Consider the following 23,737-nt stretch of genomic DNA (forward strand, 5'->3'; position numbering starts at 1 on the left):
CGCCCGGGGTGCCTCGGCCCATCGGCGTTCTGGCGGGGGCGCGGAGAACGGTGATTCGGGCCGTTCCGGAAGGGCTGGCGGTTAGCTGGAGGACGGCCCGAGCAGCCGTTGACGGACGGCATCCAGGATGTTGTCCGACAGGGTGTCGCCTTCCACGGCGCGCGCCAGCGTGACCGCACCGACCAGCATGGCCATGCGAATCAGCGCTTCCTGGCGGCGCGTGTCCGCGTTGTCGCTGGCCACGGTCGATTCCATGTCCTTGACCAGGGAGCGGAATCCCTCCACGTAAGCCCGCCGTACCGGCTTGTCCGCCGGCTCCCTTGCCACGTCGCTGGCCAGTGCCACGGCCGCGCAGCCGTGGCCGGGATCGGCGCAATGGGCCTGCGTCAGGTACGGCTCGATCAGGCTGGCCAGGATGGTTTGCGGGTCGCCGGCGGCGCGCTCGATCCGGCGTTCCCAGCGCGCGGCCGATTCCTCGAACGCGCGTTTGCAGGCTTGCGCCGCGAGGGCGTCCTTCGATGCGAAATGCCCATAGAAGCCGCCATGCGTCAGCCCCGCGCCCGCCATCAGTTCGGCCACGCTGACCCCATTGAGCCCCCGTTCGCGGAACAGCCGCGCCGACGCCTGTTCAATGGCCTCCCGATTCTTGTCGACCTGTTCCCGTGATGCGCGCGCCATCTGAAGGCCCTCGAAAATTGATGTTTGACGCAGTTTAGATGATGGTCATAATTTGTTCAATAAATGTTGATGGTAATTTAAGTCGATGTGAGTGGCTCGAAATGTGCATACATATGAAGCCGTCTTCAGCGCGTTGAAGGGATTTCCCGTATTGTCTCGGTTGATCCGTGCCGGGCAGAGCCCGGCCGCAACCCGACTCGCGCCGTGTCCAGTCCCGCTCCTCTCCAAACTGCCTCAACCCCGGCGCCAGCCGCCATGGGCTCGCCTGCCATGACTGCTCGCGAGCGCCGCGGCATGGCGGCCATCATGATCGCCGTGGCGCTGGCCACGCTGGACACGGCGATTGCCAATACCGCGCTGCCCTCCATTGCCGCGGACCTGAACGCGACGCCCGCGGCGTCGGTCTGGGTCATCAACGCCTACCAGCTCGCGATGGTGGCCACGCTGCTGCCGTTCGCGGCGCTGGGCGGCATTCTCGGGCACCGGCGCGTCTATATCGGCGGCGTGACGCTGTTCATTGCGGCCTCCGTGGTCTGCGCACTGGCTTGGTCGCTGCCATCGCTGGCGGCGGCGCGTGTGCTGCAGGGCATCGGGGCCAGCGCGATCATGAGCGTCAATACCGCGCTGATCAGCGCGATCTTCCCGATCCAGCGGCTGGGCCGAGGGGTCGGGCTGAATGCGCTCGTGGTCGGGGTGTCATTCGCGCTCGGGCCGACCGTGGCTTCGGTGATCCTGTCCTTCGGCACGTGGCCGTGGCTGTTTGCCGTCAATCTTCCGATCGGCCTGCTGGCGCTTGGTATCGCGCGTGGCGCGCTGCCGCAGACGCCGCGCAGCCAGCACGGGTTCGACCGCGTGGCCGCGCTGCTGAACGTGGTGGCATTCGCGGCGCTGATCTTCGCGCTGGGCGAGGGCGCCCAGCGTGCGCCGCTGGCGGAGTCGCTGGCCGCGGCGGCGATCTTTGTCGTGGCGTTCGGCCTGCTGCTGTGGCGCGAGCGCGGCCACCCCGCACCGATGCTGCCGGTCGACCTGTTCCGCCGGCCGATGTTCGCGCTGTCGACGCTGACCGCGATCTGTTCGTTTGCGGCGCAGGGGCTGGCCTTTGTTTCGTTGCCGTTCTATTTCCAGCACGTGCTCGGGCGCGGCCAGGTGGAAACCGGATTCCTGCTGACGCCGTGGTCCGTGGTGGTGGCGCTGATGGCCCCGATTGCCGGCCGGCTTTCCGATCGCTATCCGCCGGGTCTGCTGGGCGCCGTCGGGCTTGCCGTGATGAGCGCGGGCATGGCGTCGCTGGCCTTGATGCCGGCCAATCCGAGTTCGCTGGAGATCGGCCTCCGCATGTGCATCTGCGGCGCGGGCTTCGGCTTCTTCCAGTCGCCGAACCTCAAGGCACTGATGGCCAGCGCCCCGCGTGAGCGCAGCGGTGGCGCCAGCGGCGTGATCGCGACCGCACGGCTGCTGGGCCAGTCCACGGGCGCTGCGCTTGTGGCGCTCAGCTTCGGCCTTGCGGGCGACCATGGGCCGGGACTCGCCCTGGCGCTGGGCGCCGGGTTTGCAGGCGTCGCGGCCATTGCCAGCGGCCTGCGGCTGGCGATGCCCGCGGTCAAGCATTGACTGGCTGAGCTGCAAGCCCTGAACGGCGGCGGCAAGCGGCAAAGTCGCCGTCGGCCTAGAATCACCCATTCCACTGCAGGCATCCTCTTCACGCGGCGCGACCACGCGTCGTGCGCAGATCCGCAAGACAAGGTATCCCCATGAGCCATCTGTTCGATCCTCTCGATATCGGCAAGCTGAGCCTGTCCAACCGCATCATCATTGCGCCGATGTGCCAGTACTCGGCGCAGGACGGCAATGCCGGCGACTGGCACATGATTCACCTCGGCTCACTGGCCGTGTCCGGCGCGGGGATGCTGATCCTCGAAGCCACGGCGGTATCGCCGGAAGGCCGTATCACCGCGGGGGACCTGGGCCTCTACGATGACGGCAACGAGGCAGCGCTGGGGCGCGTACTGGGAGCCGTGCGCGCGCACTCGCCCATTGCCGTGGCGATCCAGCTCGCGCACGCCGGGCGCAAGGCGTCGAGCCAGCGGCCGTGGGAGGGCGGCAAGCAGGTCCGGCCCGACGCGCCGGAGGGGTGGCAAACCGTGGCGCCGTCGTCCGTGCCGCATGCGCAGGACGAAGTGCCGCCGACCGCGCTGGACCGCGCGGGCATGGTCAAGGTGCGCGATGATTTCGTCGCGGCCGCGGTGCGTGCGGTGCGGCTGGGCATCCAGGGCATCGAGATCCATGGGGCGCACGGCTACCTCTTGCACCAGTTCCTGTCGCCGCTGGCCAATCATCGCGATGACGCGTACGGCGGCAGCCTGGAAAACCGCATGCGTTTCCCGATCGAGGTCTTTGACGCCGTGCGTGCGGCCGTGCCCGCGGACGTTCCCGTGTGGATGCGCATATCCGCCACGGACTGGGTGCCGGGCGGCTGGGATATCGACGGTACGGTGGCGCTGTCGAAGGTGCTCAAGACGCGCGGCTGTGCGGCCATCCATGTCACCACAGGTGGCGTGTCGCCAGCGCAGGCGATCAAGCTGGGGCCGGGCTACCAGGTGCCCTACGCCCAGCGCGTGAAGGCCGAGGTGGGCCTGCCCACCATCGCCGTGGGCCTGATCACGGAACCCGAGCAAGCCGAGGCCATCATCAACGGCAACGAGGCCGATGCGGTGTCGCTGGCCCGCGCGATGCTGTACGACCCGCGCTGGCCGTGGCATGCCGCCGCCAGGCTGGGCGCGAGCGTGGCGGCGCCCAAGCAGTACTGGCGCTCGCAGCCACGTGAACTGAAAGACCTGTTTTCGGACGCAAGCTTCGGCCAGCGCTGAGCCATCTCCATTCGAAGCCGAAATAGGAAGAGGAGGCCCCATGAAACCCCGTGTCACTCTGATTACGCTCGGCGTCGATGACCTGGAGCGCTCGCTGCGCTTCTACCGCGACGGGCTGGGCCTGCCGACCGAGGGCATTATCGGCACGCAGTTCGAGCATAGCGCGGTGGCTTTCTTCGACCTGCAGCCCGGCCTCAAGCTGGCCATCTGGCCACGCGCGAGCCTCGCCCACGACACCGGCCTGCCGCTGTCCGTCCGAGCGGCGGCGGGCGCTTCCCTGGCGCACAACGTTGGCAGCCAGGGCGAGGCCGACGCGGTGATGCTGCAGGCAGCAGCAGCCGGCGCCACCATCGTCAAGCCGGCGCAGCCGACCTTCTGGGGCGGCTACGCCGGCTATTTCGCGGACCCGGACGGCCATCTCTGGGAGATCGCGTGGAACCCGCAGATGCTGCCGGCAGACTGATCGCGGGCGAAAGTGCGGGGCACGGCGCAAGACCGGTGCGCGCACTATAGTGGTAGCGGATCCTACGCGGGGCATAGACGGAGGGAAGGCACCATGAAGGCTGGCAAGACATCGCTCGGGCGGGCGCGCCGACTCGCCGAGGCGGCTCTGGCGGGGGCTGTGCTTATCGGCCTGGCCCCGGCCTCGCACGCGCAGTTGGGTGACGTGCTCAAGAACCCCATGGGTGGCGGCGGCGCGGAAAGCGCGGCCGGCGCACTGGGCGGACTGGGGAGCGGCCTTTCGCTGCAATCGCTTTCCTCGGGTAGTCTGGGCAACGTTACCGGGCTGCTCGACTTCTGCATCAAGAACAACTACCTGGGCGCGGGCGGGGCGGATTCGGTCAAGGACAAGCTGATGGACAAGCTTGGCGGGCCGTCCAAGGCCTCGACCGATAGCGGCTATGGCAACGGCACGAGAGGCATTCTCCAGGACGGCCACGGCAAGACACTGGACATCAGCGGCAGTGGCCTGAAGGCGAAGGCCACCGAACAGGTATGCGAGAAGATACTTTCGCAGGGCAAGTCGTTCCTGTGATTTTGCGCATCGCACCAACGATTTACCTTATTTCGCAGGGATTTCCATGATTGCCACTCGGCTTTGAAGTGGCAATCATGGACCGCAACAGACAGCAAGGCATTGCGCCAGGGCGTCCCACAAGAAGCAGCCTGGCGGCAGCACGATGTAGACCCATAAAAACATCCGGGGCAAGACCCTACGGGAGACATCCATGCAAGTCTATGACGGCCTCTTGTACCTGACCGCGATGGTGCTGGTGTGCTTGTACGTCTATCTTGGCGTACTCACACGGAGCACTGCGCTTCGGCTGGGATCCCCGGCCATCGTCGCTGTGCTGGTCCTCGCGTATTCCATATCGCCGATGCACGCCGCGGGATAAGTCCGCGCAGCGCGTTCGCAGTGGGCGGCCGGCATGGATCGCTGATCGCCCAGCATCAGGGAGCGCCTCGTCGATGGCAGCCGCCATGCGACGAGCCTTTCTGCTGACTTCATCAACGGCGGCGCTGCCAGCCATCATCGCGGGAACCCCACAGAACAATCGCCATCAGCGCGTAGTCCCGCACCCATGCACGCTTCGCAATAATTCACTTGCCTCACCCAGAACCACCGCGCCCCCGCTAGCAAATTCGCTCTCCGCGCCCTCAGGCATTCCCCGATCCGCCCGGCAAATCGTCGGATACGACGAGTAACCCTCACCGGACCCTGTCCAGAATTTTTCCGACACCCGCGCTTTGGCCCGGGTCCATGGACAAGAAATCGGAGACAAGAGCGAATGAGTGCAACCTATCAACGGGGCCGGGCATGGGTCGTTACCGTGCTGCTGTTCCTGTTCGTCGTGGTCAATTTCCTGGACAAGATCAGCGTCGGCCTCCTTGCCGGCCCGATGATGGACGAACTGGGCCTGACGCCGACCCAGTTCGGGTTGGTCGCCAGCAGCTTCTTCTGGCTGTTCGCCGTGGCCGGCGTGGCAGGCGGCTTTGTGGCCAACCGCGTGTCCTGCACCGTGCTGCTATTGCTGATGGCCATCGCCTGGTCGGTGTTCCAGCTGCCACTGGCGTGGTCGTCGAGCCTGGCGGTGCTGATCGCCGCGCGCGTGCTGCTGGGCATTGCCGAGGGACCGTCCACGGCCATTGCCATTCACGCGGCCTACAAGTGGTTTCCCGATGATCGCCGCACGCTGCCCGTGGCCTTCTTTACGCAAGGCGGCGCCACCGGCCTGATCCTGGCCGGCATCACCATCCCTTACATCACGGCGCATTGGGGCTGGCGCGCCAACTTCTACGTGCTGGCCGCGCTGGGCGCCGCCTGGACCGTGCTGTGGCTATTGTTCGGCGGCGAGGGCAAGGTCGACCAGCCTTCGGCCGACACCGCGGGCCATCCGCGCGCGCCTTACCGCGCCTTGCTGGGCGACGCCACGGTGCTGGGCTGCTTCCTGCTGCGCTTTGTCGCGTACTGGAGCCTGGCGCTGTCGCTGACGTGGTTCGCCGCTTACCTGCAGCGCGGACTTGGCTTCGATCATGCCACCTCGGGCCGGTTGTTCGCGGTGATCATCGCGGTGAACATGCCGGTGACGCTCGGCGTGGCATGGTGGTCGCAGCGCATGCTGCACCGAGGCATACCGTCGCGCATCGCCAGAGGCCGCGTGGCCGCGCTGATGCTCGTGGGCGCCGGGGTCTGCCTGGCCGCGCTGTTGTCGCCCGGCCTGCTCACCTGGCAGCGCGTGGCGCTGCTGGCGGCAAGCTGCGCGCTGGCGCCGTCGATCTATTCGCTGGGCCCGGCGATGCTGGCCGAGGTCTGCCCGCCGGCACAGCGCGGCGCGCTGCTGTCGATCGACGCTTCGATCTCGTCGATCGCCGGCATCCTGGCGCCGCTGGTGACGGGCTACCTGGTGCAGAACGCCACCGGCGCGCATGGCTACGAGACGGGCTTCGCGGTGTGCGGCGTACTGATGATCGTGGGCGGCTTTGCCGGTGCGGCCATGATCAACCCGGAGCGCTCGAAGCTGCGGATGGCCGGCTTGCAGCAGCATGCGACCGCGGCTGCGGCCGCGCATCCGGCGCACGCATAGTGTTGGAAGAGGCGCCGCGCGGACGTCGGCCCCTATGCCAGGGCTCGCGGGCGCCGACGCCGCGCCGATATACTTCAGGCTCCGCCGGGCCGTGGCGCCCGCTAATCTCCGGAGCAATTCACGATGATGCCTGCCGCATCGAGCTGGTTCGCCTGGGCCGCGCTGTCCGCGGTGTTCGCGGCCCTGACCGCGATCTTCGCCAAGGTAGGCTTGTCCGGCATCGATTCCGACATGGCCACGCTGGTGCGCGTGGTCATCATCTTCGTGGTGCTGGCCGCGTTCGTGGCGGCTACCGGCAAGTGGATGGACCCGTCGACGTTCTCGGCCCGGAACTGGATCTTCCTCACGCTGTCGGGCCTGGCGACCGGCGCCTCCTGGGTCTGCTACTTCCGTGCGCTGAAGATTGGCGATGCCTCCAAGGTGGCCCCCGTCGACAAGTTCAGCCTGGTGCTGGTGGCACTGTTCGCGGTGCTGTTCCTGGGCGAACGGCCTGCCCCGCGTGAATGGCTCGGCATCGGCCTGGTCGCCGCCGGCGTGATCGTGCTCAGCCTGCGGCGATAACCGCGCCTGCGCAACGGCGAAGGCCCTTCAACCGTTTGTGCGAAGCCAGGCCGCAGCGGGAACCGGCCAGCCGGGCCAGGCGGAGGCGTCGGGACGCCGGTGGTCGGACTTGCCGGGCAGCAATTGCGCCAGCTCCACGCCAAACAGATTGGCGCACGCGTTCGCGAATGCCGCGGCGGAGCGCAGACCCGACTGCGTGGCAAGCAAATCGAGCCGGGCGGGCGTGGGGTCAGGCCGGGCCTCGGACAGCGCCAGCAGGTAGAACGCCCGCGCCGCGCGCTGCTCGCGCACTAGCGGATGCAGCGCTTCGCCTTCGGCAAACAGGCGCGCACGGACCAGCCGCTGGGCGACTTGCCAGTCTTCGCCGAGCCGCGCGGCGTTCCAGTTGACGGCCGGCTGTTCGAATACCAGCCGAGCAAGCGCGCGGGACCAGTGCTTGTCATGATGGATCGCATTCATGCGCGGGCAGACCGCATCGGGCACGGCCTCGAACGTCATGGCGCATGCCTGGCCCGGGGGGGATTGCAACTCGCAGTCGAAATATGCAAACGCAGGTACCACAAAGGGATCGCCAGGCCGCACGTCGCGCCGTGCATTGGCGTCGCGCAGCCGCGCCGCGCCCTGCTGGGTTTCCACGCGCACGGCGAACGGAAAGCGCAGGCGGGTAATGCGGACGGGGTTGCGGCTGACAATGGGCATGCGGGCAGTGGCTGGAGCGCAGCCGGTTACTGTCGCAGCATTCGACGGGCCGCGCAACTGTCGGCGCATGCCGCCCGATCGCCCGCTTACAGTTCGGACAGCCCGAAGTGACGCAGCCGTGGCAGGTCGGTCACGCGAATGGTCTGGTACGCCAGGTGCACCAGGCCCTCGTTGGCCAGCCGCCGCAACGCCTGGTTGACCCGCTGGCGCGACAGGCCGGTCAGCAGCCCGATTTCCTCCTGCGACAGTTCCAGCACGGGACTGGTGCGCGGATACAGGGACGGATGGAAAAGCTGCGCGATGGCCTGGGCCACGCGCGCATCGGCGCTGAGCAGGCGGTCGTTCTGCACGGTGGCAATGAACTGCCCCATGCGCTCGTTGAGCTGCGTGACCACGAAACTCGAGAATGGCAGGCTCTGGGCGAGCAAGGTGTTGAACACGGGCTCGGGCACCAGCAGCACGCGCGAATCGCGGATGGCGATCACGTCATAGCGGCGCAGCTCGCGCTTGATCACGCTGCCTTCGCCGCACCAGCCCCCCGCGGGCACGCCGGAAAACGTGCAGCCACGGCCGTCCGGCGTGTACACGGCCAGCTTGATCAACCCGCTGTCGACGCCGATCCAGTCGCGCGACGGTTCCCCGCGCCGGGCGATCAGGGCGCCGGCGGCGAATTCCTGCAGTATCGTGCTGCGCGCGGCCAGGGCCTGATGCTCCGGTGCAAGGGCATGGAACCAGGCATGGCCCGCCAGTGGCGAGGTGGGCGGGGAACAGTCGGATGCGGTCATCGAAGGCGGGTTTGGCAGTCAGGAAAGGAGGCCTTGCGTGACCATGGCCCGGGCCGTGTAAGAATCCTGTAAGCCTTGCCTGGCGCGGGTTTCCGGGCGATTTGTCATCCGGATGACAGACCCCGGGCGTGTGCGATGATAGCCTTGTGCACGAAAAAGTAACAGCGCCCCGGTACAGAAGAGTTCAGCGGAGACACAAGCAATGCCCACAGATTTCGACAGCGGCCTGGGCCGCAACGCGGCCAATTTCGTGCCGATTACCCCGATCGATTTCCTGGTCCGCGCGGCCGAGGTGTATGGCGACAGGCTGGCCATCGTGCACGGCCCGGTACGCCAGAACTGGCGCGACACCTACGCACGCGCGCGGCGCCTGGCCAGTGCGCTGGCGCGCGCCGGTGTCGGCAAGGGCGATACCGTGGCGGCGCTGCTGCCCAATACGCCGGCCATGGTCGAAGCGCACTTTGGCGTACCGATGGCGGGTGCCGTGCTGAACGCCCTGAATATCCGCCTCGACGCCGCCAACCTGGTGTTCATGCTGCGCCATGGCGAGGCACGCGTCCTGCTGGCCGATACGGAGTTCGCCGACCTGGCCCGGCAGGTGTCGCTGGAAATCCCGGGTTTGAAGGTCATCGCCGTGGAAGACGCGCTGGGGCCACAGGCCGAGCGCTTTGGCGATACCGATTACGAGTCCTTCCTCGCCTCCGGCGATCCGGATTACGCATGGACGATGCCGGCCGACGAGTGGGACGCCATTGCGCTGAACTACACCTCGGGCACGACCGGCGACCCCAAGGGCGTGGTGTACCACCACCGCGGCGCGGCCATGAACGCGATCTCGAACATCCTCGAGTGGGACCTGCCCAAGCACCCGGTCTACCTGTGGACGCTGCCGATGTTCCACTGCAACGGCTGGTGCTTCCCGTGGACCGTGGCCGCGCGCGCGGGCGTCAACGTCTGCCTGCGCAAGTTCGAGCCGCGCCTGGTATTCGACCTGATGCGCGAGGAGGGCGTGACGCACTACTGCGCTGCGCCGATCGTGCACACCGCACTCGTCAATGCGCCGCCGTCGTGGCGCGAAGGCCTGCGCGGTCCCGTGCGCGGCATGGTGGCCGGCGCACCGCCGCCTGCCGCGGTGCTGGCGCAGATGGAAGCGATGGGCTTCGCGCTGACCCATGTGTATGGCCTGACCGAGGTGTACGGCCCGGCCGCGGTATGCGCGGAGCAGGACGACTGGAGCAGCCTGTCGCAGGAAGAGCGTGCCGTGAAGAAGGCCCGGCAGGGCGTGCGCTACCACCTGCAGTCCGGCGTGGCGGTGCTCGATCCGGATTCGATGCAGCCGGTGCCGGCCGATGGCGAGACCATCGGCGAGATCATGTTCCGCGGCAACATTTGCATGAAGGGCTACCTCAAGAACGAGAAGGCCACGCGCGAGGCGTTCGCGGGCGGCTGGTTCCACACCGGGGATCTCGGCGTATGCATGCCGGACGGCTACATCAAGATCAAGGATCGCAGCAAGGACATCATCATCTCGGGCGGGGAAAACATTTCCAGCGTCGAGGTGGAAGATGCGCTCTATCGTCATCCGGCCGTGCTGGCCGTGGCAGTGGTCGCGCAGCCCGATGCGAAGTGGGGCGAGACGCCTTGCGCGTTCGTGGAGTTGAAGGAGGGCGCCAGCGCAACCGCCGACGAACTGATGGCGCATTGCCGCACGCTGCTGGCGGGCTTCAAGGTGCCCAAGGCGGTGTACTTCGGTCCGCTGCCCAAGACCTCGACAGGCAAGATCCAGAAGTTCGAATTGCGCCGCAAGGTCAAGTCGGATGCCGCGATCGACGTCTGACACGGCGGTCAGGAGAAGGCGGCCTCTTCGGCGGCCTGCCGGCCGGCAATCAGCCGATCGATGACCTCGCGGCCCCACGCCAGCCCCGCGCGGCTGGCGTCGGCGGCGCAGGCAAAGCGCACGCCAGCGTCCGGGTCCACGAAGGGCAGGGCGTGGCCGTGCTGCCAGATGCGCGCGCGCAGCGTCCACCAGCCATCGTGCTGGCCCCCGTAGCGCAAGGCTACGATATGGATGCGGTAGCCACGATAGCTGTCGCTATGCTCGTGTGATCCGCTCGGCATGGCTGCTGGAATTCAGCGCAAGCTCGCTGCCTGCTGCGGCACGGCGCCAGGCCTGTGCCACTCCTGCGAGATATCGGGGAACACCTCGCATTCGCCGCGCACGATATTCTCGATCGTGGCGCAGACGCCCGCGGTGCCGCGGGGCCCCACGCAGACCAGGCTGCGCGGATGGTCGGTGTGCTGCGGGATTGCGTAGACGTGCATACCCTCCCGGAACAGAGGGTGCCTGGACAGGCGCTCGTTCATCAACTCGACAAAGCGCTGCGGACTGACGACCGGCTTTTCCATAGCGGACTCCTGCGGCGCTGCCGTCGGGCGCATCTTAGGTGCACGGGGGCCGGCAAACGCGGTAGTAAAGGCCAGGAATATTTCGGGCAATGGCATGAGCCCCGCAGGATCGGGGTGGCCGGAGGAACGTGGAGAAAAAATGCCTCCACGTTGCCACTGCCAACGATTTCAGATTAGGCGATGCGCCCGGCGGAGAAAAGTTGCCGGACGCCACAGGTCACGACGGCCGCACTTCTCCGGCGGCGCGTGGCCCGTCGAGCATGTAATTGCCTGCCGCCCAGCAGGCGGCTTCCGCTTCGGCTTCGGAGTGGTAAGCCGAAGTGGCTTCGATGGTGCAGTCAGCATCCGCCGCGCCGCAGTGCTCTTCCATCACGATGCGCCAGGTGTACAAGCCGGGCGGATCTTCCAGGACATGGAGCACGAGGGTGCGGTGGCTGTCGGCGAGGGTGAGGGGCGCGGTCGACATGACGGTCTCCGATGACGGCGACGCCTAGATGCTAGCAATTGCGCGCGCCCAATACCAGCGTGGACGGGCTTCCTGGAGGGGCCTCGTGCAGCGCCGTGCATCTTCCGCCGCCGCGCGGTTTCCAGTATCGTCTGCTCCGGGGCGCCGGGTGGCGCCCGCTTCTCCGGACCCGCATGCCCATCTCGCCTCAACTTGCCGAACTGGTTGCGTCGCTGCGCGCACACTATGACACCGCCATCCTGCCGCACTGGACCGGCAAAGGCTGGAACGCCGACCTGCTGCTGCCCTATGAAGCGCTGGATGGCGCCAGCGGCGATGCCCTGCCGCCGGTGCGTTACCGGGCCATGGCCTGCGCGCGCCAGATCTATGTGTTTTCGGCCGCGGGCCAGCTCGACCACGCCGATACGCTGTTCGGTTCGCTGCAGGCCTACTTCAGCACCGGCGACGGCGGCTGGATCTACAGCGTCGATGCGGCAGGCATGCCGCTGGACCCGACGCGGGACCTTTATACGCATGCCTTCGTGATCTTCGCGTGCGCGCACTACTACGCCTGCGGCGGCAACGAGGACGCGTTGGCCATCCTGCAGGAAACGCGCGAGCTGGTCGAACAACGCTTTGCCGACGGTTTCGGGCTGTACCACGCGGCGCTATCGGAGTTTTACAAGGACAAGGGCGCGGGCGTGCAGCAGAACCCCATCATGCATTTGACCGAGGCCTACCTTGCGGCGCTGGAGGCTACCGGCGACCAGTGGTATGCCGTGCGTCTGCGCGAGATCGCCGCGGCCGTGCAGGGCCGGTTCGTGGATCCGGCCAGCGGTTGCATCGCCGAGCTGCCGCAGGAGACGGCGGGCAATCGCATCGAGCCCGGCCATCAGTTCGAGTGGTTTTCACTGGTCGCGGGCAACCCTGCGCTGTTCGAGGGCGCGCCGCTTGGCGCTTCGCTGCAGCGCGCCTTCGTTTTCGCGCAGGCGCATGGCGTAATCCCCGGCACGCTGGGCGTCAGCGCCGCGCTGAATGCCGATGGCAGCCTGCTCGATGGCACCGAGCGCATCTGGGCGCAGACGGAGTTCGCTCGCGCACTGGCCGTGGATGGGACACCAGAATCCCTGGCGACGCTGGAGGCCCAGTTGCGCCAGTACCGTAGCCGTTTCCTGCACGCGAGCGGCTGGCACGAATGCCTGGCCCCGTCCGGCGAAGTGGTGCGGGCCGAAATGCCGTCCACGTCGCCGTACCACCTCGCTACGGCATACGAGGCGCTGGACGAACTGGCGCAGCGCTAGCCGGCAATGCGGTGGCTGGCGGCGCGCAAATCGCTCTTCTGCAGCAGCCGCAGCAAGGTCTCGGCCGGCTGGCTCAGCCGGCGTGCCGACAACGAAATGAACTCCACCTCGGGCAGCGTCGGCAGGCGCTCCCAATTGAGCGGCGGCGCCACGCCTTCGCCGTAGAGATAGCGCGAGCGTACCGTCAGCCCGAGGCCGCCGCGGGCAGCGGCAAGGCACCCGGAATGGCTGCTGCTACTGCAGACCACTTGCCACTGGCAGCCGGCCTTGGCCAGGGTATCGAGCACGACCGAGCGCGTCACGCTCGGTTCGTGCACCAGGATCAGCGGCAATGGCTGGGACAGGTCCACCAGGGTCCCGGGGCGTGCGAGCCACTCCAGCGAGCCGCGAAACAGCGGTACGCCGCGGCGGTCGCCCTGGCGGCGCTTGCCGAGCATCAGATCGAGCGCGCCGGCATCCATCAGTTCGTACAGCTTGCTGGTCATGGCGATGGTGATTTCCATCTCCACGTCGGGATGCGTATTGCGGACCGAGCAGGGCTTCGCCGTCGGGCGTCATCGACAGCGAGTGCGTATCGCGGATAAACAGGCGGCGCCCGACGCTTTGCTCCAGCCGCCGGATATGGTCGCTGACGCTCGACTGCGACAGGTCCAGCTGCCGGCCGGCCTCGGAGAAACTGCGCGAGGCCGCCACCGTGGCGAAGGTCTGGATCCAGACAGGGTTGAGCATGGGAATGTTGTCATCGGAGAATACGATGGCAGTCAGTATATCTGGCAGGGTTCCCGATTGGCTGGCGGTAGCTATGATCGATTCCATGACACGGCTGCCAAGGCTTTGCGGATCGTCTCCCGCCTGCACGCCGTGCCAAGCACATGCCTCGCCCCCCATGAGCCAAGCTTCCACTACTCCCTCTCTCAAGGCCATGTTGTGGATCGTCGCTGCGGGTTTCTTCATGCAGACGCTCGATACCACCATCGTCAATACCGCATTGCCGTCGATGGCGCACAGCCTCGGGCGCAAGCCGCTGGACCTGCAACCGGTGGTCGTGGCCTACACGCTTACCATGGCCATGCTCACGCCGGCGTCCGGCTGGTTGGCGGACCGCTTCGGCACGCGGCGGGTCTACTTCAGCGCCATCCTGATCTTCGTGCTGGGGTCGTTGTTCTGCGCCGGCGCGCAGACGTTGCCGCAACTGGTGATCGCGCGCGTGGTGCAGGGCATCGGCGGCTCCATGCTGCTGCCAATCGGCCGGCTCGCCGTGCTGCGCAATGTATCGGGCGAGCAGTACATCGCCGCGCTGGCCTTCGTCTCGATCGCCGGACAGGTGGGCCCGATCTTCGGGCCCGTGCTGGGTGGCTGGCTGGTACAGCACGTCTCCTGGCACTGGATCTTCCTGATCAATGTGCCGGTCGGCGTGGTCGGCCTGCTGGCCGTACGCCGCTACCTGCCCGGGGGCGACACGGCCGGCGCGCCGCCGTTCGACTGGATTGGCTGCGGACTGCTGTCGCTGTGCATGGTGGCGTTCTCGCTCGCCCTGGATGCGCAGGCGAGCCACGCTGGCTGGAACGCGGGGCTTGCCGCGCTCAGCGTGGCCGCCGCGCTGCTGTATATCCCCCATGCGCGCCGCAGCCGCGCGCCACTGTTCCGGCTGGCGCTGTTCCGCGAGCCGAATTTCAGCGTGGGGCTGGCTGGCAATCTCGTCTGCCGCATCGGTTCCGGCGCGGTGCCGTTCCTGCTGCCGCTGCTGATGCAAATGCAGCTTGGCTACTCGCCGTTCCACGCCGGCCTGATGCTGCTGCCGGCCGCGCTGGCGGGGACGCTGTCCAAGCGCTGGATCGTGCCGCTGGTGACGCGCTTCGGCTATGAGAAGTTCTTGCTGGTAAACACGGCGCTGGTGGGGGCGTCGATCGCATCGTTCGGGGCGATGTCGCCGGGTTGGCCGCTGGCGCTGTCCATTGCTCAGCTCGCGCTGTTCGGCGCGACCAACTCGATGCAGTTCGCGGCGATGAACAGTGTGACGCTCAAGGGCCTGAGCGTAGAGGATGCAGGAAGCGGCAACAGCCTGTTTTCGATGGTGCAGATGCTGGCCATCGGCCTGGGCGTGACCGTGGGCGGCGGACTGGTGACGATGTTCAGCGCGCAGTTCGGGGAGGCCGGTCCGGCCTTCCGGTTGGCCTTTGTCGTGGTGGGCACGATCACGCTGCTGTCGGCGCTGGTGTTCCGGCGGCTCGATGTGGCGGAACTCGGCAAGGGAAGGCGTGCGGCACGCGCTGCCGCGCGCACGCCATGAATGCGCCGCAATCAGGCCGCGTTGGTCTTGCGTCCCACGTTGCGGATCAGCTGCGTGACACGCGCCTGGTACTGGTCGAAGAACTGGTTCGCCTGCTGCTGGGTGTGAACGGGCTGGACCACGGTGCGTCCCTCCGCCTCCAGCTTGGCGCGTAGTTCAGGCTTGCTCAACGCTTCGCCGATAGCCTTGCGCAGCACCGTCACGCGATCGGCGGGCGTGCCTTGCTTGACGAAGTAGCCGCCGCTGATCATGTATTCGAAGTCAGGTACCGTCCGGCTTTGGGAAATCGGCGCAATGTGCTTCAGCGATGTGGGCAGCGTCTTGGAGAAGCTGGTCAGCACCTTCAAGCGGCCTTGCTGCTGCATGGCGTCGAAGCTCGACTGGTAGGGCAGGATCGCAAAGTCCACTTCGCCGCCTGCCAGTCCTTGCAGTGCCGGCGCGGCACCCTTGTACGGCACGTGCAGGAAGCTCAGGCCCAGGCGCGCGCCCAGCGCATCGCCCATCAGGTGGTAGATGGAGTCGATGCCGACGGTCGCGTAGGTCAGCGGCTTGCCCTTGTTCTGCTTCGCGTAGTCGATGAACTTGTCGAGCGTATCGGCGGGGATGCCGTTGCGGACCATCAGCACGATGTTGGCGTCGCTGATCGGCGCGGCCAGCATGAAGTCCTGCGGCTTGTAGCGTGCGGCCGGGTTGAGCAGCGGGGCCAGGAAGACCTCGTTGATCGAGCCATGGAAGAAGGTGTAGCCATCGGCCGGCGCGGCCAGTACCTTGTTGGCCCCGATCAGTCCGGTGCCGCCGCCGTAGTTCTCGACCAGCACCTGCTGCTTGACGCTCTTGCTGATCGATTCACCGAAGATGCGTGCGGACGTGTCGCTGGCGCCCCCGGCCGGGTAGGGCACCACGAGCGAGAGCGGCTTGGTCGGAAAGCTGTCGGCCGCGAACGCAGGCAGGCCGCCGAGCGCGGTGCTGCCTGCGGCGAATCCTGCGTATTGGAGAAAGCGGCGGCGGTTGAGCGAATGCATGGTTGTCCCGTTCTTGGTTTGTTTTCAGGCTGGTGGTTGGTTCAGGCCAGGCAGCTCTGCGCCAGGTGCGCCCAGAATGCGGCGCCCACGGGCAAGGCCTTGTCGTTGAAGTCATAGAGCGGGTTGTGGACCATGCAGCCGCCATCCTCGCCCAGGCCGTTGCCGAGCCTGACGTAAGCGCCGGGGCGATGTTCGAGCATGTAGGCGAAGTCCTCGCTGCCCATGACCGGCGGGCGCTCCACGACGTTGGCCGCACCCACCAGCCGGATGGCGGCCTCGCGCGCGCGTTCGGTCTGCGCGGCATGGTTGACCAGCACCGGATACTTGCGTTCGTAGACGACCTCGGACTGCAGGCCGAAGCTCTCGGCCTGCGCGCTCACGAATTGCTGGATACGCGCTTCGACGAGCGTGCGTACCCGCGGATCGAGCGTGCGCACGCCGATCTTGATCAGCGCGCTTTCCGGCACGACGTTGTAAGTGGCGCCGGCCTGGATCGAGCCGACTGTGATCACGGCGGACTTGAGCGCATCGATTTCGCGGCTGACGATGGATTGCAGCCCCAGCACGATGCTGGCGGCGCACTGCATGGGGTCGATGCCGTGATGCGGCATGGCGCCGTGCGCGCCACGTCCGCGCAGCGTCACCGTGGCGCGGTCGAACGAGGCCATCGCGGGGCCGGTGCTGATGCCGATCTGGCCCACAGGCAACCCCGGGGAGTTGTGCAGCGCGTAGATTTCGTCGCACGGGAAGCGCTCGAACAAGCCATCCTCCAGCATGCGCAGCGCACCGCCTTCGTTTTCTTCCGCGGGCTGGAAGATGAGGTTCAGCGTGCCATTGAAATCGACGGACTCGGCCAGGTAGCGGGCCGCGCAGAGCAGGATGGCCGTATGGCCATCGTGCCCGCATGCATGCATCTTGCCGGGGAGGGTGCTCGCATAGTCCAGGCCGGTCTTCTCCTGGATCGGCAGTGCGTCCATGTCGGCGCGAATGCCGAGCGCCTTGGTCCCTGATCCCTTCTTCAGCTTGCCGACAAGGCCGGTGGTGCCCAGGCCGCGATGAAGCTCGTAGCCCCATGCCATGAGGCATTCGGCGACGAGATCGCTGGTGCGGCGCTCCTCGAAGGCCAGTTCGGGATGTGCGTGAATCCTGCGGCGGATATCGACAAATTCCGGCGAAAGGGCCTGGATGGACTGCCGCAGGTCTGCAAGGCTGGATGGGTTCATGGGTTCGGCGAATGGGATCGTGTTCGTATTCTCGCTGCGCCGGCCCGCGGCATCCATGACAACGATTGCGGTAAAACGTTGTGTATATTGCAACGATCGCGAGACGAGGAGGGGAGAAAGATGGATGATGTCCTGGACCGCAAGCGTGCGCTGTGCCTGCTACAGATCATCGAGACCGGCTCGGTGCGCGGCGCGGCCGATGTGCTGGAACTGGACCCGTCAGTGGTGAGCCGCGCCGTGGCAAAACTGGAGCAGGACACCGGCCTGGCGCTGCTGGAGCGGCGTGGCCGGGGCGTAGTGGCGACGGATGCGGGGCGGCTGCTGGCGCTGTTCGCCAGGCGTCAGCAGGATCTGAGCGACACGTTCCTGGCGGAGGTCAATCACCTCAAGAACGCCCAGCGCGGCCACGTGGAAGTCGTTTTCGGCGAGGGCTTTATCGATCTGGTGCTGGAGCCGGTGCTGCGGGGGTTCCAGCACAAGTACCCGGATGTCACGTACAACATCCGCGTGGCGGGAACGGAAGAGACCGTGCGTTGCATCCTGGAAGACCTGGCGCATATCGGCCTGGTGTTCCAGCCGCCGGACGACGTGCGGCTTCGCTCGCACTATTCACGGCTGGCACCGATCCGCGTGCATGTGCGCAAGGACCATCCGCTGGCACGCAAGCGGGGCGCGCTGACGCTGGCCGACCTGGCGCCGCACCAGGGCGCATCCCTGACGGAATCGTTCGGCGTGCGCAAGCATATCCAGGCGGCCGAGGTCGAAGAGCACATCACGCTGAACCATATGCTCACCACCAACTCGTTCAAGGTGCTGTGGGAATTCGCCGCGCTCGGGCTGGGCTACATCATGACGCCGCGCTCGGTGCCGTTGAAGGGCGCGCAGTTCGATGATCTGGTGTCGTTGCCGCTTGCCAATCCGATTTTGAACAACAGCCGCATCCATGTGATTACCCGGACCGGGCGGCCGCTGTCACCGGTGGCGGACCGGCTGCTGCGTCATGTGGTGAAGGCGTTCCCGCGGGCTTGAGGCGATGGCTCGTTGCTACTCGTTGACGCCGTTCTCGCGCAACAGACGCTCGCATTCGTCGAGCATGTCGTGCGCGAACGCGGACTGGTAGTTCGGGTCCAGCGCTTCCATCATTTCGTGCGAGGCATAAAGCCCCGCTTCGCGCGACAGCGTCTGCGCCAGCTGGCGCGCGAACTGGTCGCTCAGTTCCGAGAGCAAGCGGCGCTCCGACAGGGCGAGTTGCAGCTTCGAGCGTGACAGCCATTCCCCCGCCAGCGTGGCGCCCTGCGCATCGGTGAGCCACTTGCCGTGTTCGTAGTAGGCGGACAGCCGCTCGGCCGTCAACGCAAACACGAGAGCCTTGCGGGTGTTGAAATCGATCTTCAGAAGCGGCGCTGCTTTCATGTTCATGGTGATGACCGTGGTGCGGCTCAGCCTTGCGCCGATGGCTGCGTGACGCGGGCGAACGTGGCCTGGAGCCACGCGCCGATGGCGGCGATTTCTTCCATGCATACCGAATGCGGCATGGCATAGGTGTGCCATGACACCGGAATCCGGCGTGCCTGGAGGAAGTCGCGGGCCTGTTCGCCAAGCTGCAGCGGCACGACATCATCCTGCGTGCCGTGGGCGGCGAAGACGGGGATGGCAGCGTTGGCGGCGGTCGCTTGCGCTGCCAGCGTGTCCGGAGCCGGGATATACGTGGACAGGGCGACGATGCCTGCGAGCGCGTCCGGATGGGTGATGGCGGTGGTGTAGGCGATTGCGCCGCCCTGCGAAAAGCCGGCCAGCACGATGTGGTCCGTCGAGATACCGCGTGCATTCTCGCGCGCGATCAGCGCCCGGATCCGCTCGCACGACACCCGGATGCCCGTTTCATCGGCACGCCGTCCGGCTTCGTCGAACGAGTAGATGTCATACCAGGCCGGCATGAGATAACCGCCGTTGCAGGTGACGGGAATGGCCGGTGCATGGGGAAAGATGAAGCGCACGCCTGGCATGTCTCCCAGGCCAAGCTCGGAAACCACCGGCACGAAGTCATTGCCATCCGCGCCCAGGCCGTGCATCCAGATCACGGTGAAAGCGGGATTGGGCGCGGTCTCGATCTCGATCGCGGGCAGCAGTTCGTTCATGGGGGCTCCTGTGTGACGGTCCGCCAGCCGGCTTGCGCGGCGGGCAGCGCGAGTATCGCACAGGTCGGCACGCGTTCCCGCGAGCCGTGCGGTGCTATCAATGACCGGCGGAGTACGAGGGACTCCGCCGTGGGTCAGGCAATTTGCCCCGCATGCTGCCGCGCTAGGCGGCCGAGGGCACGATCGGGACGGTGGTCAGTCCTGGCGCGACACGCGGTGCCGAGAAGGTCTCGATGGCAGCCGGCGCGGCGGCGCGGCGCTTGTCCACCACGTCCTCGACGCCCTTGGTCGCCACGTCTTCCAGGAACGCGACCATGTCGCGATAGTAGGCGACCTGCATTTGCGCCTCGAGCAGGCGTCGCTCAGCCTGGAACAACGTCAGCCTCATGTCTTGCAGTTCCCTTTCGGCAATCTTTTCCGGGGTCGGCGGACTGAACCAGTTTGCGAGCCAACGCATGGCATTTCCTCCAATGCTGTTCAACAGCGAAGAACCGATGCTTTTGCCATGAGAACAAATATAGACAAGAAATCGGGAAAAGAATCTCAGCCTGCCCATGCGTAGCGCCTCGCCCACAAGGATGATTGCCGCGATGCGCAGACTCGGTTAGATTGTCGGGCCCCGATCGAGGCGGTCCCTGCGGCCAAGCATGAATGCGATCACGGGCGCCCAGTACGCCTCCATGTGCTCGGCCAGGATAGCCGCGTCATGCGGCATGCCATCAAACAAGACCAGTTCCTGAAGATTCGCAGCCGCCTGCGCAAGACGTTCCGCATGGGCCAGTGGAAGGACCTGGTCGTCGCGGCTGTGCACGAGCATCAGCGGCAATCCGATCCGGCGCAGGCGCGCCGCGTTGTTCCACGGATCCGGCAGCAGCCACGCCAGCCGCGCGGGCACACGGCCGGTCTGGACGGCGGCGGCACGCGCGGAACTGAAACCCGAGCCGATGATCATCGCGTCAGGGGCCGGCGTGAACCCCCGCGCGACATCCAGCAACACCCCGGACCCCAGCGAGTGGCCGAGAACGTAGTGCCGCGTTGCGTCCGGCGTTGCCGCCCGGAACATTCGATAGGCCGCGCGTGCGTCTTCACGCAGGTGCCTGACGCTGGGGCGTCCGCTGCTCGCGCCGTAGCCACTGTAATCGAATATGAAGCTGCTGATGCCAGAATGCGCCAGCATGGCTTGCACGGGCGCCCAGTCGGACAGGCATTCGTCGTCGCCGTGGCACACCATCAGCGCCGGTGCCTGCCCGTGTTCCGCAGGCGCGTAAGCGGCATGGAGCAGGCGGGCGCCGCTGCGAAAGGTGCTGTGTCGCAGCGTGGCATCGGGTTGATCGGGCCCCGGGGGCGCAATGCTAGGCGTGACGAACGCCTCGCCTTCGACTGCGCGGAACAGCAGGTGGCGTGCAAGCCCGGCCAATACGGCAATGCCGGCCGTACTGGCCAGCCAGCGGGGAAGCGGAGAATGGCGAGGAGGCTGCATGGTTGCCGGTGTGCTCGGATGCCCGTCAAGGCTATCAGGTGTCGCGCAATTGGCACAGCCAGAAGTGTGAGGCGATCGACCTGCACAGGCTCGCCCGTCATCGGAACATCAGCTATCGGGCCGATAGAAAAGTTTTTCCTTGACTATCTACCTAGTAGTAGATAGCATTGGGGTCATGGAAGCGCTGCTCCACCGGCAAAGAAAAGAAAGGCCGGTTCTGCAACGGGACCATCGCAATACCGTGAAAGCGGTCTTTTTTTAGGTCAGGTCATCTATCTACTAGTAGATGCGAGATCGAAGAGAGACCCCAGCAGAGAACCGATTCCGCGACGCCCCAGGGGAAGGTCGCCAGCCAAGGAGCCCATCATGAATGCCAAGTTCGCCAAGACCATCATCACTGCCGCAACCCTTGCCGCCGCGCTCGCCAGCGGTGTCGCCCAGGCTTCGGGCCCGCGCGACAGCCACTTCGCCGGCGACAAGTACGGCTACAGCTTCCGCGTCGGCAAGACCGATCCGTTCACCGACGGCGCCAAGGTTGGTAAGTTCGACCCATACACTGATGGTGCCAAGGTCGGCAAGACCGACCCGTACACGGACGGCGCCCGCACTGTAGCGGGTCTGGATACGCGCGGTGTGTCGGCCACGCCGGCGCGCAGCGTTGATCCGTACCTGGACGGCGCCAAGGTTGGCAAGTTCGACCCGTACACCGACGGTGCCCGCACTGTAGCGGGTCTGGATACACGCGGCGTATCGGCCACGCCGGGCCGCAGCGCGGATCCGTATCTGGACGGTGCCAAGGTTGGCAAATTCGACCCGTACACCGACGGCGCGCTCGCCTGAACGTCTGCCGGCCCTAGCAGGCCGGCGGCTTTTTTTCGCCACGGAGGCCAGGTCCATGCATGACCTGGCTGGCCGCAATGGAGTCCATCATGAATGTGCGTGACAGTATCCTTCTGCTCGGCGGATGGTTGCTGGTCTGCGTGACGAGTGGCTCGATGATCACCTTCGCCGCGCAGGTCCTGCCAGGTTAAGCCGCCTGATTGAACCGATTTACCATGGCACGCCCCGGTTACGCCGGGGCTGTGTCCGTCGGGGCATCGGCAAATCCAGGTTCACGGGTCTCCCGGCACCGGTCCTAAGGGATTACCCGCGCCTTCAGGCGTTCTCCTTGAGCGTCTATCTTCATGTAGATAAACTGGCCTCATGAAAACGCAAACCGTACGAGAGCAACTGCTCGAGCACACGCTCGTCCTGATTCGGCGCCGGGGCTTCAATGGCTTCAGCTACCGGGACCTGGCCGAACTGGTCGGCGTCAAGACGTCGAGCATCCACTATTACTTTCCGACCAAGGACGATCTCGTCCTGGAGGCCGTCAAGACATATAGCGCGGCCATGTCCGAACGCCTGCGGTCGATCGATACCACGCTGCCCGTGACCGAGCAGGCCGCCATCTACCTGGCCCCCTTCCGCGCCAGCTGCGGTTCGGACCAGATCTGCCTGTGCGGCATGCTGTCGGCCGAGACCTTGTGCCTGCCCGAGTCCGTCCACGAATTGCTGCAGACTTTCTTCCTGATGAACGAGCGGTGGCTGACTGGCTTGCTGGAACGTGCCCAGCCGCAACGGACGACGCCGTTCCCGGTGCCGCCTGCGCGCCTGGCACAGGTCGTGTTCGGTTCGCTACAAAGCGGATTGATTTCGGCGCGCCTGTTCGGTACGTCCGACCGGGTCGAATCTGCCGCGGATACCCTGCTGGCTGCCGTAGCCGGTTAACGCCTACGTCAGATAGCCCGGCGTAAAGCTGCCATGTGGCGAATGCTGCATGGCAGTTTTTGTTTGCGGGAATGGGCATCGATGCAAGGCCGCCCCGCTGGCGCTTGAGGGCGTCCATATCGTTATTTAACAAGAGGTTTGAGCCATCGTGGGTTGCCTATCGGTGCGATAGGAATCTTTTTCCTTGACTATCTACCTAGTAGTAGATAGTATTTAGCTCATGGAAGCGCTGCTGCACCGGCAAGGAAAAAAAAAGCCGGCCCTGCAACGGGACCATCGCAATACCGTGAAGACGGTCTTTTTTTGAATCAGATTATCTATCTACTAGTAGATGTGCGATCAAAAGAGGACCCGAGATTGAACCGAAACCAGGCGACGCCTACCGGGAGGTCGCCAGCCCAGGAGCCCATCATGAATGCCAAGTTCGCCAAGACCGTTATCACTGCAGCCACCCTTGCCGCCGCACTCGCCACTGGCCTCGCGCAGGCCGCCACACCGAGCGGCAGCGGTTCTGCCGGCGACACCTATGGCTACAACTACCGCGTCGGCAAGGTCGATGCATTCACCGACGGCGCCAAGGTTGGCAAGTTCGACCCGTACACCGATGGCGCACGCGTCGGCAAGCCTGACCCGTACACCGACGGTGCCAAAATCGGCAAGACCGACCCGTACACGGACGGTGCCCGTACGGTAGCCGGGCTGGATACGCGTGGTGTCTCGGCTACGCCGGCACGCAGCGTTGATCCGTACCTGGACGGTGCCAAGGTCGGCAAGACCGACCCGTACACCGACGGCGCGCGCACGGTAGCCGGTCTCGATACGCGTGGTGTCTCGGCATCGCCCGCACGCAGCGCTGACCCGTACCTGGACGGCGCCAGGGTCGGCAAGTTCGACCCGTACACCGACGGCGCACTCGCCTGACCAGAGCGGCCGGCCTGTGGCCGGCCAACTGACATTCTCAGCGGCCGGTACGCCGCCCGCTCCCA

At 66.1% G+C, this 23,737-nt stretch carries 27 protein-coding genes and 1 pseudogene; 15 read left to right on the forward strand and 13 right to left on the reverse strand.

The genetic code is table 11. The features are described from left to right. Positions 1-81: 81 nt before the first annotated feature. Complete coding sequence (locus ACIGJC_RS21385) at positions 82-678, reverse strand: TetR/AcrR family transcriptional regulator (RefSeq protein WP_483714176.1); 597 nt, start codon at positions 676-678, stop codon at positions 82-84. A 270-nt stretch (positions 679-948) separates the two neighbouring features. Between ACIGJC_RS21385 and ACIGJC_RS21390 the strand changes: the two genes are divergently transcribed. The 7 genes from ACIGJC_RS21390 (at position 949) to ACIGJC_RS21420 (ending at position 7,192) form a co-directional block, all read left to right on the forward strand. Continuing rightward, on the forward strand, positions 949-2,289 hold the full coding sequence (locus ACIGJC_RS21390) for an MFS transporter (RefSeq protein WP_483714177.1): 1,341 nt from the start codon (positions 949-951) through the stop codon (positions 2,287-2,289). Positions 2,290-2,429: 140 nt separating this feature from the next. Further along, positions 2,430-3,545, forward strand: a complete 1,116-nt coding sequence (locus tag ACIGJC_RS21395; RefSeq protein WP_483714178.1) for an NADH:flavin oxidoreductase/NADH oxidase — start codon at positions 2,430-2,432, stop codon at positions 3,543-3,545. 40 nt (positions 3,546-3,585) lie between these two features. Then, positions 3,586-4,008 carry a VOC family protein gene (locus ACIGJC_RS21400; RefSeq protein WP_483714179.1) on the forward strand — a complete coding sequence of 141 codons (423 nt, stop codon included), beginning with the start codon at positions 3,586-3,588 and terminating at the stop codon, positions 4,006-4,008. Between the two features lie 93 nt (positions 4,009-4,101). Continuing rightward, complete coding sequence (locus tag ACIGJC_RS21405; protein WP_483714180.1) at positions 4,102-4,581, forward strand: DUF2501 domain-containing protein; 480 nt, start codon at positions 4,102-4,104, stop codon at positions 4,579-4,581. Positions 4,582-4,774: 193 nt separating this feature from the next. Continuing rightward, positions 4,775-4,942 (forward strand): hypothetical protein, encoded by a 168-nt coding sequence (locus tag ACIGJC_RS21410; RefSeq protein WP_483714181.1) that lies wholly within the window; start codon positions 4,775-4,777, stop codon positions 4,940-4,942. A gap of 393 nt (positions 4,943-5,335) precedes the next feature. Beyond that, positions 5,336-6,631, forward strand: a complete 1,296-nt coding sequence (locus tag ACIGJC_RS21415; protein ID WP_483714182.1) for an MFS transporter — start codon at positions 5,336-5,338, stop codon at positions 6,629-6,631. 123 nt (positions 6,632-6,754) lie between these two features. Beyond that, positions 6,755-7,192 carry an EamA family transporter gene (locus ACIGJC_RS21420; RefSeq protein ID WP_483714184.1) on the forward strand — a complete coding sequence of 146 codons (438 nt, stop codon included), beginning with the start codon at positions 6,755-6,757 and terminating at the stop codon, positions 7,190-7,192. A 27-nt stretch (positions 7,193-7,219) separates the two neighbouring features. Here the strand turns inward: ACIGJC_RS21420 and ACIGJC_RS21425 are convergent, their stop codons facing one another. Then, positions 7,220-7,891: an AraC family transcriptional regulator gene (locus tag ACIGJC_RS21425; protein WP_483714185.1), complete on the reverse strand. Its 672-nt coding sequence runs from the start codon at positions 7,889-7,891 to the stop codon at positions 7,220-7,222. 86 nt (positions 7,892-7,977) lie between these two features. Beyond that, positions 7,978-8,676, reverse strand: a complete 699-nt coding sequence (locus tag ACIGJC_RS21430) for a Crp/Fnr family transcriptional regulator (protein WP_483714186.1) — start codon at positions 8,674-8,676, stop codon at positions 7,978-7,980. 202 nt (positions 8,677-8,878) lie between these two features. Here ACIGJC_RS21430 and ACIGJC_RS21435 point away from each other — a divergent pair, with 202 nt between their 5' ends. Continuing rightward, on the forward strand, positions 8,879-10,513 hold the full coding sequence (locus ACIGJC_RS21435; RefSeq protein WP_483714187.1) for an acyl-CoA synthetase: 1,635 nt from the start codon (positions 8,879-8,881) through the stop codon (positions 10,511-10,513). Between the two features lie 8 nt (positions 10,514-10,521). Here the strand turns inward: ACIGJC_RS21435 and ACIGJC_RS21440 are convergent, their stop codons facing one another. The 3 genes from ACIGJC_RS21440 to ACIGJC_RS21450 form a co-directional block, all read right to left on the reverse strand. Next, the gene (locus ACIGJC_RS21440; RefSeq protein ID WP_483714188.1) at positions 10,522-10,794 is read right to left on the reverse strand and encodes a hypothetical protein; all 273 of its coding nucleotides are present in this window, start codon (positions 10,792-10,794) and stop codon (positions 10,522-10,524) included. A gap of 12 nt (positions 10,795-10,806) precedes the next feature. Beyond that, a complete protein-coding gene (locus ACIGJC_RS21445) occupies positions 10,807-11,082 on the reverse strand; it encodes a hypothetical protein (RefSeq protein WP_483714189.1) in 276 nt (91 codons plus the stop codon). Positions 11,083-11,299: 217 nt separating this feature from the next. Continuing rightward, the gene (locus tag ACIGJC_RS21450; protein ID WP_483714190.1) at positions 11,300-11,548 is read right to left on the reverse strand and encodes a hypothetical protein; all 249 of its coding nucleotides are present in this window, start codon (positions 11,546-11,548) and stop codon (positions 11,300-11,302) included. A 173-nt stretch (positions 11,549-11,721) separates the two neighbouring features. Between ACIGJC_RS21450 and ACIGJC_RS21455 the strand changes: the two genes are divergently transcribed. Then, a complete protein-coding gene (locus ACIGJC_RS21455; protein WP_483714191.1) occupies positions 11,722-12,828 on the forward strand; it encodes an AGE family epimerase/isomerase in 1,107 nt (368 codons plus the stop codon). Here the strand turns inward: ACIGJC_RS21455 and ACIGJC_RS21460 are convergent. Continuing rightward, a pseudogene (locus tag ACIGJC_RS21460) lies at positions 12,825-13,557 on the reverse strand (LysR family transcriptional regulator). The gene ACIGJC_RS21455 and the pseudogene ACIGJC_RS21460 sit on opposite strands and share 4 nt — an antisense overlap. 157 nt (positions 13,558-13,714) lie before the next feature. On the opposite strand from ACIGJC_RS21460, the gene mdtD reads away from it, so the two are divergent. After that, positions 13,715-15,118 (forward strand): multidrug transporter subunit MdtD, encoded by a 1,404-nt coding sequence (mdtD, locus tag ACIGJC_RS21465; protein WP_483714192.1) that lies wholly within the window; start codon positions 13,715-13,717, stop codon positions 15,116-15,118. 11 nt (positions 15,119-15,129) lie between these two features. Here the strand turns inward: mdtD and ACIGJC_RS21470 are convergent, their stop codons facing one another. Both ACIGJC_RS21470 and ACIGJC_RS21475 read right to left on the reverse strand, forming a co-directional pair. Next, entirely contained in the window at positions 15,130-16,140 is a 1,011-nt protein-coding gene (locus tag ACIGJC_RS21470; protein WP_483714193.1) for a Bug family tripartite tricarboxylate transporter substrate binding protein, read from the reverse strand. A gap of 41 nt (positions 16,141-16,181) precedes the next feature. Next, positions 16,182-17,363: a M20 aminoacylase family protein gene (locus ACIGJC_RS21475; protein ID WP_483714194.1), complete on the reverse strand. Its 1,182-nt coding sequence runs from the start codon at positions 17,361-17,363 to the stop codon at positions 16,182-16,184. 120 nt (positions 17,364-17,483) lie between these two features. On the opposite strand from ACIGJC_RS21475, the gene ACIGJC_RS21480 reads away from it, so the two are divergent. Beyond that, entirely contained in the window at positions 17,484-18,392 is a 909-nt protein-coding gene (locus ACIGJC_RS21480; RefSeq protein WP_483714195.1) for a LysR family transcriptional regulator, read from the forward strand. Between the two features lie 15 nt (positions 18,393-18,407). On the opposite strand, the gene ACIGJC_RS21485 is transcribed toward ACIGJC_RS21480, so the two are convergent. The 4 genes from ACIGJC_RS21485 to ACIGJC_RS21500 all read right to left on the reverse strand — a co-directional run bounded on the left by ACIGJC_RS21485 (position 18,408) and on the right by ACIGJC_RS21500 (position 20,981). Then, on the reverse strand, positions 18,408-18,776 hold the full coding sequence (locus ACIGJC_RS21485) for a hypothetical protein (RefSeq protein WP_483714496.1): 369 nt from the start codon (positions 18,774-18,776) through the stop codon (positions 18,408-18,410). Positions 18,777-18,802: 26 nt separating this feature from the next. Continuing rightward, a complete protein-coding gene (locus tag ACIGJC_RS21490) occupies positions 18,803-19,501 on the reverse strand; it encodes an alpha/beta hydrolase (protein WP_483714196.1) in 699 nt (232 codons plus the stop codon). Between the two features lie 163 nt (positions 19,502-19,664). Further along, positions 19,665-19,958 carry a hypothetical protein gene (locus tag ACIGJC_RS21495; RefSeq protein ID WP_483714197.1) on the reverse strand — a complete coding sequence of 98 codons (294 nt, stop codon included), beginning with the start codon at positions 19,956-19,958 and terminating at the stop codon, positions 19,665-19,667. Between the two features lie 147 nt (positions 19,959-20,105). Then, positions 20,106-20,981, reverse strand: coding sequence for an alpha/beta hydrolase (locus ACIGJC_RS21500; RefSeq protein WP_483714198.1), 876 nt, complete (start codon positions 20,979-20,981; stop codon positions 20,106-20,108). A 366-nt stretch (positions 20,982-21,347) separates the two neighbouring features. Here ACIGJC_RS21500 and ACIGJC_RS21505 point away from each other — a divergent pair, with 366 nt between their 5' ends. The 4 genes from ACIGJC_RS21505 (at position 21,348) to ACIGJC_RS21520 (ending at position 23,672) form a co-directional block, all read left to right on the forward strand. After that, positions 21,348-21,821 carry a copper resistance protein CopQ gene (locus tag ACIGJC_RS21505; protein WP_483714199.1) on the forward strand — a complete coding sequence of 158 codons (474 nt, stop codon included), beginning with the start codon at positions 21,348-21,350 and terminating at the stop codon, positions 21,819-21,821. A gap of 59 nt (positions 21,822-21,880) precedes the next feature. Next, positions 21,881-22,012: a hypothetical protein gene (locus ACIGJC_RS21510; protein WP_483714200.1), complete on the forward strand. Its 132-nt coding sequence runs from the start codon at positions 21,881-21,883 to the stop codon at positions 22,010-22,012. 172 nt (positions 22,013-22,184) lie between these two features. After that, positions 22,185-22,751, forward strand: coding sequence for a TetR/AcrR family transcriptional regulator (locus tag ACIGJC_RS21515; RefSeq protein WP_483714201.1), 567 nt, complete (start codon positions 22,185-22,187; stop codon positions 22,749-22,751). Positions 22,752-23,162: 411 nt separating this feature from the next. Next, positions 23,163-23,672 (forward strand): copper resistance protein CopQ, encoded by a 510-nt coding sequence (locus ACIGJC_RS21520; protein WP_483714202.1) that lies wholly within the window; start codon positions 23,163-23,165, stop codon positions 23,670-23,672. Positions 23,673-23,737: the final 65 nt, after the last annotated feature.

Source organism: Cupriavidus sp. C3SS-1 (assembly GCF_057073755.1).